General features: G+C 71.6%; 11 protein-coding genes. 8 read left to right on the forward strand and 3 right to left on the reverse strand.

Features of this window, described 5'->3' with window-relative positions:
• Positions 1-255: 255 nt before the first annotated feature.
• Entirely contained in the window at positions 256-2,367 is a 2,112-nt protein-coding gene (locus tag AB6N24_RS20790) for a beta-galactosidase (protein ID WP_412871271.1), read from the reverse strand.
• 223 nt (positions 2,368-2,590) lie between these two features.
• On the opposite strand from AB6N24_RS20790, the gene AB6N24_RS20795 reads away from it, so the two are divergent.
• The 4 genes from AB6N24_RS20795 (at position 2,591) to AB6N24_RS20810 (ending at position 7,006) form a co-directional block, all read left to right on the forward strand.
• Positions 2,591-3,916 (forward strand): ABC transporter substrate-binding protein, encoded by a 1,326-nt coding sequence (locus tag AB6N24_RS20795; protein WP_412871272.1) that lies wholly within the window; start codon positions 2,591-2,593, stop codon positions 3,914-3,916.
• 194 nt (positions 3,917-4,110) lie between these two features.
• Positions 4,111-5,040 carry a carbohydrate ABC transporter permease gene (locus AB6N24_RS20800; protein WP_412871281.1) on the forward strand — a complete coding sequence of 310 codons (930 nt, stop codon included), beginning with the start codon at positions 4,111-4,113 and terminating at the stop codon, positions 5,038-5,040.
• Positions 5,037-5,948: a carbohydrate ABC transporter permease gene (locus tag AB6N24_RS20805; RefSeq protein WP_412871273.1), complete on the forward strand. Its 912-nt coding sequence runs from the start codon at positions 5,037-5,039 to the stop codon at positions 5,946-5,948. The genes AB6N24_RS20800 and AB6N24_RS20805 overlap by 4 nt, the downstream gene beginning before the upstream one ends.
• Before the next feature lie 23 nt (positions 5,949-5,971).
• Positions 5,972-7,006, forward strand: coding sequence for a LacI family DNA-binding transcriptional regulator (locus AB6N24_RS20810; RefSeq protein WP_412871274.1), 1,035 nt, complete (start codon positions 5,972-5,974; stop codon positions 7,004-7,006).
• Positions 7,007-7,087: 81 nt separating this feature from the next.
• On the opposite strand, the gene AB6N24_RS20815 is transcribed toward AB6N24_RS20810, so the two are convergent.
• A complete protein-coding gene (locus AB6N24_RS20815) occupies positions 7,088-7,468 on the reverse strand; it encodes an RNA-binding S4 domain-containing protein (protein ID WP_412871275.1) in 381 nt (126 codons plus the stop codon).
• Positions 7,469-7,745: 277 nt separating this feature from the next.
• Between AB6N24_RS20815 and AB6N24_RS20820 the strand changes: the two genes are divergently transcribed.
• Together AB6N24_RS20820 and AB6N24_RS20825 are read left to right on the forward strand one after the other, a co-directional pair.
• Positions 7,746-9,665, forward strand: coding sequence for an AAA family ATPase (locus AB6N24_RS20820; protein ID WP_489672068.1), 1,920 nt, complete (start codon positions 7,746-7,748; stop codon positions 9,663-9,665).
• A gap of 148 nt (positions 9,666-9,813) precedes the next feature.
• Entirely contained in the window at positions 9,814-10,767 is a 954-nt protein-coding gene (locus tag AB6N24_RS20825) for a 5'-3' exonuclease (RefSeq protein ID WP_412871277.1), read from the forward strand.
• 123 nt (positions 10,768-10,890) lie between these two features.
• Here the strand turns inward: AB6N24_RS20825 and AB6N24_RS20830 are convergent, their stop codons facing one another.
• Positions 10,891-11,460, reverse strand: a complete 570-nt coding sequence (locus AB6N24_RS20830; protein WP_412871278.1) for a hypothetical protein — start codon at positions 11,458-11,460, stop codon at positions 10,891-10,893.
• Positions 11,461-11,629: 169 nt separating this feature from the next.
• Between AB6N24_RS20830 and AB6N24_RS20835 the strand changes: the two genes are divergently transcribed.
• A complete protein-coding gene (locus tag AB6N24_RS20835) occupies positions 11,630-12,271 on the forward strand; it encodes a DUF6993 domain-containing protein (protein WP_412871279.1) in 642 nt (213 codons plus the stop codon).
• Positions 12,272-12,297: 26 nt separating this feature from the next.
• Positions 12,298-12,856: ribonuclease H family protein (locus AB6N24_RS20840; protein WP_412871280.1), on the forward strand; the 559-nt coding region annotated here is incomplete at its 3' end.

The raw sequence follows: 12,856 nt of genomic DNA on the forward strand, positions 1-12,856 counted from the left end.
GCCGCGGTCAGCACGGCGGCGGCGGCGCGCGTGCGCCGTGCGGCGGGCGCGCGGGGGGTGGCGTCCGGCCGGGTCGTGGCATCCGGTCGGTCGGGTCGGGGGTCGGGCCTCATCAGCGTCCTCCTTGACGGGTGGGGCAGACCGGCGGCGCGGGAGTGCCCCGCCGGCACGGGGTTCAGCGGCGGTCGCGGCGCCGCCGGGTGGTGGTCCCGCGGGGCGGCCGGGCCTCTCGGGCGACCGGCCGCCCCGCGGAGGTCATGCGCGCGGCGTCCGGACGACGCGCACGCCGCCCGCGGCGACCGTGAGCGGGCCCTGACCGGGCTCGGCCGTCTCGCCCGTGAGCAGGTCGACGCCCGTGAGCGGGAGGTCGACCGGCTTGTCGGTGTGGTTCGCCACGACCACGAAGTCCGCCTCGGCGCCGCGGCGGCGCACGACCTCGACGTCCTCGGGCAGCCCCGCGGGCGTCACGCCGGCGTCGCGGTAGACCCGGCGCAGGAGGCGCGCGAGCCCCTCGGCGTCGGGCCGGGTCGACACGTACCAGCCCGTGCCCGCGCCGTGCCGGTGCCGGGTGACGGCCGGGCGGCCCGCGGCGGGTCCGTCGGTGTAGGTGCCGACGACCTCCGCGCCCGCGAGGGTCAGGTCGTCGGCCCAGACGTCGGCGACGAGCGGCGCGGGCGGCTGGTCGGCGGGGTCGGTCGCGGCGGCGGTGGCGTCGTCGTCCGGGCCGAGGCCGGCGTCAGGGGCGAGCGCCACGTGCACGCGCTCGCCCGCCCGCAGCGGCAGGAACTCCTCGACGGTGACCCCGAGCGCGTCGCGCAGCACGCTCAGGTGCGGGCCCTCGTGCACGCGGTCGTGCTCGTCGACGATCCCCGAGAAGAACGAGCTCAGCAGCGTCCCGCCCTGCGCGACGTAGGCGGTGAGGTTCTCCGCGGCGCGGGCCGTGAGCAGGTACGACGCAGGGGCGAGCACCAGCTTGTACCGGCTCAGGTCGTGCTCGGGGTGGGCGAAGTCGACCGTGATGCCGTCGCGCCACAGCCGGTCGTAGAACGCGTCGACGCGCTCGCGGTGCCGGGCGTCGACGCTCGGGCGCCACTCGAGGTCCTGCGCCCAGAACGACTCCTGGTCCCAGAGGATCGCGACGTCGGCCTCGACCCGGGAGCCGAGCACCTCGTCGAGCACCGCGAGCCCGGCTCCGAGCTCGCGCACCTCGCGGAACACCCGGCTGCCGGTCCCGGCGTGCGGCAGCATCGCCGAGTGGAACTTCTCGGCGCCGGACCGGGAGGCCCGCCACTGGAAGAACAGGATCGCGTCGGCGCCGCGCCCCAGGTGGCTCAGCGCGTTGCGGGCCATCTCGCCCGGGCGCTTCGCGACGTTGCGCCCCTGCCAGTTGACCGCGGACGTCGAGTGCTCCATGAGGATCCACGGCCGGCCGCCCGCGAACGAGCGCGTGAGGTCGGCGGCCATCGCGAGGCCCACGTGGCCGCGCGGGTCGGCGGCGGTCAGGTAGTGGTCGTTCGAGACGACGTCGACCTCGGCGGCCCACCGCCACAGGTCGGTCGAGTGGCACGCGCCGGCCATGAAGTTCGTGGTGATCGGGATGCCGGGGGACTCGGCCCGGATCGCGTCGCGCTCGGCGACGAAGCACGCGAGGAGCGCGGCGTCGGTGAACCGCGCGAAGTCGAGGCGGTGCGCGGGGTTGACGACGCTGGGCGCGGCCGCGGGGACGACGACGTGGTCCCACGAGCCGTAGACCTGCCCCCAGAACGCGGTGCCCCAGGCGGCGTTGAGCGCGTCGAGCGAGCCGTAGCGCTCCTGCAGCCAGGTCCGGAACGCGGCCGCGGAGGTCTCCGAGTAGTCCTCGGAGACGGGTACGCCGTACTCGTTGTGCACGTGCCAGAGCGCGAGCGCCGGGTGGCGGCCGTAGCGGCGCGCGAGCTGCGTGGCGATGCCGGTCGCGGCGCGGCGGTACTCGGGCGAGCTCGGGCACACGAGGCCGCGCGACCCGAAGCCGAGCACCGTCCCGTCGCGCGAGACGACGCGCGTGTGCGGGTAGGCGGCGAAGAACCACGCGGGCGGTGACGCGGTGGGCGTGCCGAGGTCGACCCGGATGCCGTGCGCGTGCAGCAGCTCGATCACGCGGTCGAGCCAGCCGAAGTCGTAGACCCCCTCGGACGGCTCGAGCAGGCCCCACGAGAAGATCCCGATCGACACGAGGTTGACGCCGGCCTCGCGCATGAGGGCGACGTCCTGCGCCCAGACCTCCTCGGGCCACTGCTCGGGGTTGTAGTCCCCGCCGTAGCAGACCTTCCCGACGCCGGGCAGCCAGCCGGGCACGTGGGCGGGCGTGTGGTCGTGACCTGGACGCATGGAGCTCCTCGACGATGGTGACGTGATCGTGCTGTGCACGGTCACAGTCCGTGCGGCGAGATATCGGACAGGTAACACGAGGAAGCCCCGTGTTGACAAGCCCGACACCCGTGCGCCTACTGTGACCGTGCACAGGCACAGCGGCGTTCTTGGGGGCGCGGCGTCGTGCGGTGCCGACGCAACCCGCCGCGACGACGCGGCAGGCCCCGAACGAGGAGGACACATGCGCCTGACCACAGGCATCAGGACCGCTGCGGTCGTCGCGGCGACCGCGCTGCTCGCCGCAGGCTGCTCCGGCGGAGACGGCTCGGGCGACGGCGGCACGGACGGCGCCTCGGGCGAGGCCGTCGAGCTCACCTTCTGGACGTGGGCGCCCGGCATGGAGCAGGTCGTCGAGCAGTGGAACGCCGAGAACCCCGACATCCAGGTCACGGTCAACAAGCAGGACGGCGGCGACCCCGCGGTCACCAAGCTCCTCACCGCGATCAAGGCCGGCAGCGGCGCCCCGGACCTCATGCAGGCCGAGTACCAGAAGATCCCCACGCTCGTCGCCGCCGACGCGCTCGCCGACGTCTCGGGCGAGCTCGACGCCGACATCGCCGACCACTTCCCCGAGGGCGTGTGGAACGCCGTGACCCTCGGCAGCGACGCCGTCTACGGCATCCCGCAGGACTCCGGCCCGATGCAGCTGTACTACCGCGCCGACATCTTCGCCCAGCTCGGCATCGCCGTCCCGACCACGTGGGCCGAGTACGCCGACGCGGCCGCGAAGGTGCACGCCGCGGACCCGACGAAGTACCTCGGCACGTTCTCCGCGACCGACGCCGGCTGGTTCACGGGCCTCGCGCAGCAGGCCGGCGCCTCGTGGTGGGGCATCGACGGCGACTCGTGGACGGTGTCGATCGACGACGAGGCGACGCTCAAGGTCGCCGACTACTGGGGCGGGCTCGTCGAGTCCGGCGTCATCGACAACAAGCCGATGTACACCCCCGAGTGGAACGCCGCGCTCAACGACGGCTCGCAGGTCGCGTGGCTCTCGGCGATCTGGGCGCCCGGCGTCCTGCAGGGCAACGCGCCCGACACCGCCGGGACGTGGGCCATGGCCCCGATGCCGCAGTGGGACGCGTCCGACCCGGCCACCGGCAACTGGGGCGGCTCGGCCACGGCCGTGACGACGCAGTCGGAGCACGTCGCCGAGGCGACCGAGTTCATGACCTGGATGAACACGAGCCAGGAGGCCGTGAACACCCTCGTCGCCGAGGGCGGCCTGTACCCGGCCGACCAGCTCGCGCAGGAGGAGGCCCTCTCCGCGCCGCCGGAGTTCTTCTCGAACCAGGCCGACTTCTACCCGCTCGCGGCCGAGACCGCCGCGACGGCGAACAGCTTCACGTTCGGTCCCAACGTCAACGTCGCGTACTCCGCGTACAACGACGAGTTCGGCAAGGCCGCCGAGTCCCGCTCGCGCGCCGCGTTCGTCGCCGCCGTCGAGGCCATGCAGGAGGTCACGATCGAGGACCTCAAGGACTCGGGCTTCTCCGTCCAGGAGTGACCCCATCGCCCCGGTGACCCGGCACACGTCCCCCGTGCCGGGTCACCGGGTGCACGCTCTCCGTCCGACGGCCCGCTCGTCGACCACCCCTCAGGAGCACGCCCGTGACCACGTCCTCGGTGCCCACGGCACCCGCAGCGCCCGACGGGGCCGGTGCCGCGCCGCGGCCGCGCACCCGCACCGCGCGTCCCGCCGTGCCCACCCGGCCCGGTCGCCGCCGCCCGTCCGGCCGCACCGCCGCGCCGTACGCGTTCCTCGCGCCGGCCGCGATCCTCTTCGTGGCGTTCCTGGCGCTGCCCATCGGCTACGCGCTCTACCTGAGCCTGCGGACCGTCAAGGTCAGCGGCCTGGGGCTCGGCAAGGGTGCCCGCACCGAGGTGTGGGCGGGCCTCGACAACTACACGCGCTCGCTCGCCGACCCGGAGTTCGTCGCGTCGGTCCTGCGCGTCGGCCTCTACGGCCTCGTGCTCGTCCCGACGATGCTCGGTCTCGCGCTGCTGTTCGCGCTCCTGCTCGACTCGCGCCGCAGCCGGGCCCGCGCGTTCTCGCGCGTGTCGATCTTCCTGCCGTACGCGGTGCCCGCAGTGATCTCGTCGCTGCTCTGGGGCTTCCTCTACCTGCCCGCGGTCAGCCCGTTCTACTTCGTGTTCGACGAGCTCGGCTGGGAGGTGCCGACGCTCCTGTCCTCACGCCTCGTGATGTTCGCGGTCGCCAACATCGCGCTGTGGGGCGGCGTCGGCTTCAACATGATCGTCATCTACACCGCGCTCAAGGCGATCCCGACCGAGCTGTACGAGGCGGCGACGCTCGACGGGTGCTCCGAGGCGATGATCGCCTGGCGGATCAAGATCCCGATCGTCGCGCCGTCGCTCATCATGACCGCGATCTTCTCGATGATCGCGACGCTCCAGGTGTTCGCCGAGCCGATGACGCTGCGCCCGCTCACCAACACGATCTCGAGCACGTGGACCCCGCTCATGAAGGTGTACCGCGACGCGTTCACGCGCGACGACATCTACTCGGCGGCCGCGACGTCCGTCGTCATCGCGCTCGCGACGTTCGTCATCTCGTTCGGGTTCCTGCGCCTCGTCCAGGACCGCGCCTTCAGCCAGGAGAAGTCATGAGCACGACGACCACCGCGCCGTCCTCGGCGCCCGCGCTGGTCCCCGGGTCCGCCCCGGCCGTCCGCCGTCGCCGCGGCGCGACGCGCCCGAGCCCGGTCAGCACCGCGGTGCTCCTCGTCGGCGCCGCGTACTGCCTGCTGCCCGTCGTGTGGGTGCTGATCGCCTCGACCAAGAGCGCGGGCGAGCTCTTCTCGACGTTCACGTTCGCGCCGTCGACGCACCTGCTCGACAACGTCGCCGAGCTCACCGCGTACCGCGACGGGGTGTTCTGGCGCTGGATGGCGAACACCGCGCTCTACGCGGGCGTCGGCGGCCTCGCGTCCGTCGTCGTCTCGGGGATGGCCGGCTACGGGCTCGCGAAGTACGAGTTCGCCGGCAAGAAGACGCTGTTCAACGTGCTGCTCGCGGGCGTCCTGGTCCCGGCCGTCGTCCTCGCGATCCCGCAGTACCTGCTGCTCGCGCAGGTCGGGCTGACCAACACGTACTGGTCGGTGCTGCTGCCGAGCATCATCAGCCCGTACGGCATCTACCTCGCGCGCATCTACTCCGCGGCGTCCGTGCCCGACGACGTGATCGAGGCGGCCCGCACCGAGGGCGCCGGCGAGGCGCGGATCTTCCGGTCCATCGCCGTCCCGATGATGATGCCGGGGCTCGTCACCGTGTTCCTGTTCCAGTTCGTCGCCATCTGGAACAACTTCATGCTCCCGTACATCATGCTCGGCAACGACCGGCTGTTCCCGCTCACCGTGGGCCTGTCCGGGCTGCTCAACCAGGGCGCCTCACAGCCCGCGATGTACACCTCCGTCATCACGGGTGCGCTGCTGTCGGTCGTCCCGCTCGTCGCCCTGTTCCTGCTGCTGCAGCGGTACTGGCAGGTCGACCTCGCGGCGGGCGCCGTGAAGGCGTGAGCCCTCGCCTAGAGTCACGGACCGTGGAGCAGCAGCAGTCCGGCAACGCCTCGGGTGCGCCGCGCCGACGACCCACGATCCGGGACGTCGCGGCGGCCGCCGGGGTGTCCCGCGGCACGGTGTCGCGCGTCATCAACGGCGGGCACTGGGTCTCGCCCGACGCGCTCGCGGCCGTCAACGAGGCGATCCGCGCGACCGGGTACGCCGCGAACCACCACGCGCGCAGCCTCGTCACGGGCCGCTCGAACTCGGTCGCGTTCCTGCTCACCGAGCCCCAGCACCTGCTGTTCGAGGACCCGAACTTCTCGGTCCTGCTGCGCGGCGCCGCCGAGGCGCTCGCCCGGCGCGAGATGCCGCTGCTGCTCATGGTCGCCGGCACGCCCGAGGAGCGGCGACGCATCACCGCGTACGTGACCGCGGGCCACGTCGACGGGGTCCTGCTCATCTCCTCCCACCAGGGCAACCCGATGGTCGAGTCCCTGCTGCGCGCCGGTGTCCCGACCATCGCGTGCGGGATCCCGCTCGGCTTCGAGGGCCGGGTCGGGTACGTCGCGGCCGACGACGCCGGTGGCGGGCGGCGCATGACCCGGCACCTCGTCGGGCTCGGGCGCACGCGCGTCGCGATGATCACCGGCCCGCTCGACACGCCCGGCGGGACGCTGCGGCTCGACGGCTACCGCGCCGAGCTCGGCGACGCGTACGACCCCGGGCTCGTCGCGCACGGCGACTGGACCCGCGCGAGCGGCGAGCGCGCGATGCGGGAGCTCCTGGACCGGCGGCCCGACCTCGACGCGGTCTTCGTCGCGTCCGACCTCATGGCCGCCGGCGCGATCGTCGCGCTGCGGGACGCCGGGCGCGACGTGCCCGGGGACGTGGCCGTGGGCGGGTTCGACGACAACGGGCTCGCCGCGAACCTCACGCCCGCGCTCACGACCATGCGGCAGCCGTTCGAGCGGATCAGCGCCGAGATGGTGCGGCTGCTGCTCGAGGTCATCGAGGGCGAGGACCCCGCGACGGTGACGCTGCCGACGTCGCTCGTGGAGCGCGACTCGGCCTGACGGGTGCGCGGCGCAGCGTCCGCCCCGCCGGTCTCGCCCCTGCCGAGCCGGTGCCCTCCACCCCGGGGCACCCTGCGCGCGTCAGTGCCCGCGGAACTTCTCGATCTCGCGCCGCTCGCGCTTGGTCGGCCGCCCCGCACCTCGGTCCCGGGTCGGCACGAACGCGATCTCGGTGGGCTTCGGCGGGGGAGGGGTGTGGTCCACGAGCACGTCCGGGACGAGCGCCGCCCCGACGCGCTTCTCGATCACCTTCGCCACCTCGACGATGCGCTCGACGCCGCCCTCGCGGACGCGCACCTCGTCGCCGACCTTGACCTGCGTGGCCGGCTTGGCGCGGTCCCCGTTGACCTTCACGTGCCCCGACCGGATCGCCGCGGCGGCGAGCGCGCGGGTCCGGAACAGCCGCACGGCCCACGTCCAGCGGTCGACGCGCGTCGCGACCGGCGTGGTCGTTGCACTCATGAGACTCCGTCGAGTGTGATGCGTCTGCTGAGTGCCATTCATCAAGAGTGCCACTCGCGTGATGGGGCGTCACGAAGCGGTGCCGCGCGCCCGTTTCGACGGCCGTCGATCACCCCGACCTCGTACGCTGACACGCGCATCAGGCGCATGCCGTCGACACGCGCCACCACGGCGGCCGACATGTACCCCACGGTGTCGGTGACATGCGGCACGATGGCACTGTGTCCGCCTTCCAAGCTTCGCTACTTCGAGAGCCTCCATACGAGATGACGGCACTATGCATGCTCTAAAGATCGATTTCAGGGGTTATAAGCGCCTTGCGGAGACGTCGTGCAATACCGATGCCCGGATCCTCGCCTTCGTAGGATCCAATGAATCGGGTAAGTCTTCGATGCTCGAGGGGCTCGTTTGGCTTACGAGCGGCGAAGAAGACGCGCTAGACCCGCGCCATGAGAATCGGAACCGAAGCGTTGCAGACCGTGACGTCGTGGTCAGAGCAACTTTCGAACTGAGTATCGAGGATTTGGCTGTCATCGAAGATCTCGACGTGGCCGAGCCTCCGAAGCAGTTTGTAATCGAGAAGCGGAAGAACGGCACATTAGGCAGCGACGCGCTTCCGCATCTTCGGCGAAACGGGAAACCGTTTGAATTGGCACGGACCAAGCTGTCATCGACGCGACGCCGGCTTCATTCAAGCTTCAATGAGGCGCTATCGGATCAAGACGGCGAGGAGGTCACCCCGAACGAGTGGGCGGAAGCGCTGCTTGCAGCGTTGGAAGATCTGGACAGTCCGTGGACGGCCGACGTGTCCTCCGCTGCTGAGGCGCTTGCGGACTGGCTCGATGCTGTGTCGCCGCGCAGTCGCAATGGGCTCGCTCGGGACGCTGAAGCAGCGCAGCTGATCCGCATCGCGTTAGAGAAGGCGCAAACTCCGCACCCGCGAGAGGTTGCGCGCAACCGGTTAGTCGCGCGCGTTCCAAAGTTTGTTCTGTTCGCAGATGAGGACCGCGCACTTAGCACAACTCATTTAATCAATGATGCGGCTCTGCGTAGCAACCCACAGCCAGCATTAGCGAATCTTCTTCGCATTGCACGGCTGGATCTAGAGCAACTCTGGGTTCACATGTCGACGGGCGACGATAGCAGTCGAGAGACGCTAGTTGAGGGCGCGAATGAACGACTTCAGCAATTCTTCACACAAGCTTGGAATCAGTCGAACGTCTGCGTGCGGCTGAAGGCAGGCGATCAGCGCCTCGAGGTGTTCTTGAAGGAGTTGGGAGTCGGGGGTCCCGTCACCAACATCGAGGAGCGCAGTGATGGGCTGCGGACGTTCGTCGCCCTGGCCGCCTTCCTAGCCTCCCAGGCGTTGAGTGTTCCTCCAGTCTTGCTGATCGATGAGGCGGAGACGCACCTCCACTACGACGCGCAAGCTGACCTCGTCGGCGTATTGTTGAAGCAAGTTAATGCGACGCAGATCTTTTACACCACTCATTCTCCAGGCTGTCTTCCAGGAGATCTCGGAACCGGAATCCGACTGCTTCGAAAAGATGACTCGCGGCCTAATGCGAGCGTAATAAAGCATGATTTCTGGACCAATGAAGAACCGGGCTTCGCACCACTGCTGTACGCAATGGGCGCGTCGGCGGCTGCATTCTCTGCGTGCCGACGGGCCGTCTTGGCTGAGGGGGCGGCCGATATGATTTTGCTTCCGACTCTGATCCGCATGGCCACCGGCGTCGTTGACCTCGACTATCAGGTCGCTCCCGGGCTTTCGAACGCCTACGCCTTCGGCATGCGGGTGGAAGAGATTGCCGCGCAAGTTGTGTACCTGACAGATGGTGACCGGGCGGGCGCAAGATATCGTGAGCAACTTGCAGGTGAAGGCGTCGATGCCAGTCGGATATTCGCCCTACCGCAAGACTGGGCAAGTGAAGACCTCATTCAGCGACACATCTTCCTTGATATTGTCAACGCCATGTTGCCCGAGGGCGCCCGAGCGAGAGAGCGGGACTTGGCAAGCGGCGTGCCGGTCGCGAAAGCTCTAGAGGCGTGGGGGAAGAAGAACGGTGTCAGGACGCCAGGTCACGTCGCGATCGCCTACGGCCTTGTGAATCGGGCGTCCGAGCTTGAGTTCTCCCCTGGCGCGCGCGAGAGTCTAGAAGCGCTTCACGAAAAGTTTGGTCGGGCGTTCGCGTGACCAGCGAGATCGAGCGTCGTGAGTACCGAATTCGAGTTCGAACCCAGTCGCCTTGGCCTGACGCCATCTTTGCAGCGGCGCACCGTGTCGGGGGCACCTGCGCGTCGATCGCTTCAGCTCTCGCCTCGCCACCCGTACGGTTGCGCCCATGACGGACCGCCGACCGCTCCTGCTGCTCGACACCGCGTCGCTGTACTTCCGGGCGTTCTTCGGTGTCCCCGACTCGGTCAAGGCGCCCGACGGCACCCCGGTCAACGCCGTCCGCGGGCTGCTCGACATGATCGCCCGGCTGGTGACGGACCACCGGCCCTCGCGGCTCGTCGCGTGCTGGGACGACGACTGGCGCCCGGCGTTCCGCGTCGAGGCGATCCCGTCCTACAAGGCGCACCGCGTCGCCGAGGTGCTGCCGGGAGGGGCCGAGGCCGAGGAGGTCCCCGACCTGCTCTCGCCGCAGGTCCCCGTCATCGCGGAGGTGCTGGCCGCGCTCGGGATCGCGCGCGTCGGGGCCCCGGGCTTCGAGGCCGACGACGTGATCGGCACGCTCGTCGCGCGCGAGACGGCCCGGCCCGCCGCGCAGCGGTCCCCGGTCGACGTCATCACGGGCGACCGCGACCTCTTCCAGCTCGTGGACGACGACGTGCCGGTGCGTGTGCTCTACACGCAGCGCGGGATCAAGGACCTCGAGGTCGTCGACACCGCGCGCCTCCGCGAGAAGTACGCGGTCGCGTCCGGCCAGGCGTACGCGGACATGGCGGTGCTCCGCGGCGACCCGAGCGACGGGCTGCCGGGCGTCGCCGGGATCGGCGAGAAGACCGCGGCGGCGCTCGTCGCGCGGTACGGCGACCTGGCCGGGATCCTCGCGGCGCGCGACGCGGGGGACCCGGGCCTGACCAAGAGCCAGCGGGCCAAGCTCGTCGAGGCCGCCGACTACCTCGCCGTCGCTCCCACGGTCGTCCGGGTCGCCCCGGACGCCCCGGTCGGCGACGTCGACGACACCCTCCCGGCGACCCCCGCAGACCCCGACCGCCTCGTCGAGCTCACGACGCGCTGGGGTCTCACGTCGAGCGTGACGCGCGTGGTCACGGCCCTCACGCTGGACTGAGCCGCGTGCGCGTGCGCGTGCGTGTGCGGTGGTGGGCGGTGCGGCGCTGACGGTCGCGTCGCGGGCGGTCCGTCACCCCGGCCGCCGGGGCAGCCGCCAGGCGGAGGACGGCCGGTAGGCCGGCTACGGGTGCGACGACACCCCGTCGCGCACGTAGAGGTTGGGCGAGAGGCGCTCCCACGGCGTCCCGTCCGCGGCCGGGGCGAGGCCGTCCGGGACGAGCGCGAGGGTCTGCGGCACAGGTGAGGTGAGCTCCGAGCGCAGCAGCTGGTCGCTCGCCACCGGGTCGGTGCACCCCATCTCGACGACGTCACCGACGGGCACCGTGACGAGGCAGACGAGGCCCGTCGCCTGCACCGCGAGGTAGTGGCTGCCCGCCGACGTCTCGCCGAGGAACCGCGTGCTCGCGGGGTCCAGGAGCGCCGTGCCGGGCTCCTCCGCGAGGACGTCCGCGGCGCGCTGCCGCTCCGCGAGAACCCCGAACAGCACGGCGGGCTCCACGACCGCGAGCTCGGTGCTCCGGGCGTCGAGAGCGGCCCGGGCACCGACCGCGCCACCCACGACGAGCGCGCCCGCGGTGAGCACGACGGCCAGCCGCCGCACCGAGCTGCGCCGTGATGCGGCGCGCTCCGCGGTGTCGCCCGACAGGAAGTCGTCGAAGAGGTCGAAGGTGCTGCCGTCGATGGCCGTCATGCGCACCTCATCGGCACTGACCTGCACGGACGTGAGCGGGGGCGGCCTGCTGTCGCCCGATCGGGTGGGCGCGCAGTACGGTCCGCCGGCTGCCGCGCGGACGTGCGGCTGGGCCGCCGACCCGTGGAGACCTGGTGCACCGGGCGCCGGGTCCGCCAGGATGCCGGGCATGCGCTCACGGACCCGCCGCTCCCACCGTGCGGCCGCTCTCGCGCTCGCGGCGCTGCTCGTGCTGGCGGGCTGCGCCGGACGGGTCGACACCGGCGCGCAGGAGGCGCCGCCCCCGTGCCCCTACGACCCGGCCGAGGAGGCGCCCGAGGGCTGCGTCACCTACGACCCCGACGACTCGCTCGAGCCCCGGCCGGGCGCCTGCCCCCTGACGGTCCCGGAGCACATGCCCGAGGGCTGCGAGGACTTCGGGTACGACCCCGACGCCGCGATGGAGCAGAACCGGATCGGCGACGACGACGCCGGCGCAGCCGCTGCGGACGCGGCCCGGGCCGACGCCGACCCGCAGGAGCGGCTCGCGGACTCGCTGGAACCGGAGCGCGCGGCGGTCGCGCAGGCGCTGACCACCCTCGTGGGGCCCGACGGCCCGACCGAGGAGGGGGTCGTCGCGGCGCTCGGCCAGGCCGGCTTCGCCGCGTCCGACGTCACGACCGCCGCGTCCGTCACGTCGGGTGGCGAGGACCGGGTCGACGTCGTCGTTCCGGTGGGCGGCGGCTGCCTCGTCGGCTCGGTCACGAACCGGTTCGTCGTCGTCAACGTGCGGGCCGAGGCACCCGGCGGCGGGTGCGCCGCTCCGGGCTGACGCCGGCGCCCGGCACAATGGTCGGCGTGATCACGGTCAGCACGGACGGCTCCTGCCTGCGCAACCCCGGAGGGGCGAGCGGCTGGGCGTGGGTCAACCACGACGGCTCGTCGGCGTCCGGCGGCATCGCCTCGGGCACCAACCAGATCGCGGAGCTCACGGCCGTGCTCGAGGCGATCCTCGCGCACCCCGGGCCCGAGCCGCTGCGCATCGAGTCCGACTCGACCTACGCGATCAAGTGCGCGTCGGTGTGGGTCGCCGGCTGGAAGCGCAAGGGCTGGCGCACCGCGAGCGGCGGCCCGGTGCAGAACCTTGGGCTCGTGCAGGCCATCGAGCGCGCGCTCGCCGAGCGGGACGGTGAGGTCGTCTTCCACTGGGTCCGCGGGCACCAGGGCGACCACTTCAACGAGCGGGCCGACGCGCTGTGCGGTGCCGCCGCGCGGGCCGCCCAGCAGGGTGAGGTCGTCGTGACCCGGACGTCCGTGACCGGCGAGGTGAGCGTCGGCGTCGCCGGGCCCGCACCCGTCGCGACGGCCGCCGTGGCTGCGGCGCCCGCCCGGACGACCTCGACCCGGTCCGCCGCCG

The organism is Cellulomonas jepli (assembly GCF_047229345.1).
In the GTDB taxonomy this organism is placed as follows: domain Bacteria; phylum Actinomycetota; class Actinomycetes; order Actinomycetales; family Cellulomonadaceae; genus Cellulomonas_A.

What these genes read in the sequence shown, in the direction of transcription:
- AB6N24_RS20790 (WP_412871271.1), bottom strand. Translation starts at nt 2,367, where the DNA reads ATGCGTCCAGGTCACGACCACACGCCCGCCCACGTGCCCGGCTGGCTG.
- AB6N24_RS20795 (WP_412871272.1), top strand. Translation starts at nt 2,591, where the DNA reads ATGCGCCTGACCACAGGCATCAGGACCGCTGCGGTCGTCGCGGCGACC.
- AB6N24_RS20805 (WP_412871273.1), top strand. Translation starts at nt 5,037, where the DNA reads ATGAGCACGACGACCACCGCGCCGTCCTCGGCGCCCGCGCTGGTCCCC.
- AB6N24_RS20815 (WP_412871275.1), bottom strand. Translation starts at nt 7,468, where the DNA reads ATGAGTGCAACGACCACGCCGGTCGCGACGCGCGTCGACCGCTGGACG.
- AB6N24_RS20820 (WP_489672068.1), top strand. Translation starts at nt 7,746, where the DNA reads ATGCATGCTCTAAAGATCGATTTCAGGGGTTATAAGCGCCTTGCGGAG.
- AB6N24_RS20825 (WP_412871277.1), top strand. Translation starts at nt 9,814, where the DNA reads ATGACGGACCGCCGACCGCTCCTGCTGCTCGACACCGCGTCGCTGTAC.
- AB6N24_RS20830 (WP_412871278.1), bottom strand. Translation starts at nt 11,460, where the DNA reads ATGACGGCCATCGACGGCAGCACCTTCGACCTCTTCGACGACTTCCTG.
- AB6N24_RS20835 (WP_412871279.1), top strand. Translation starts at nt 11,630, where the DNA reads ATGCGCTCACGGACCCGCCGCTCCCACCGTGCGGCCGCTCTCGCGCTC.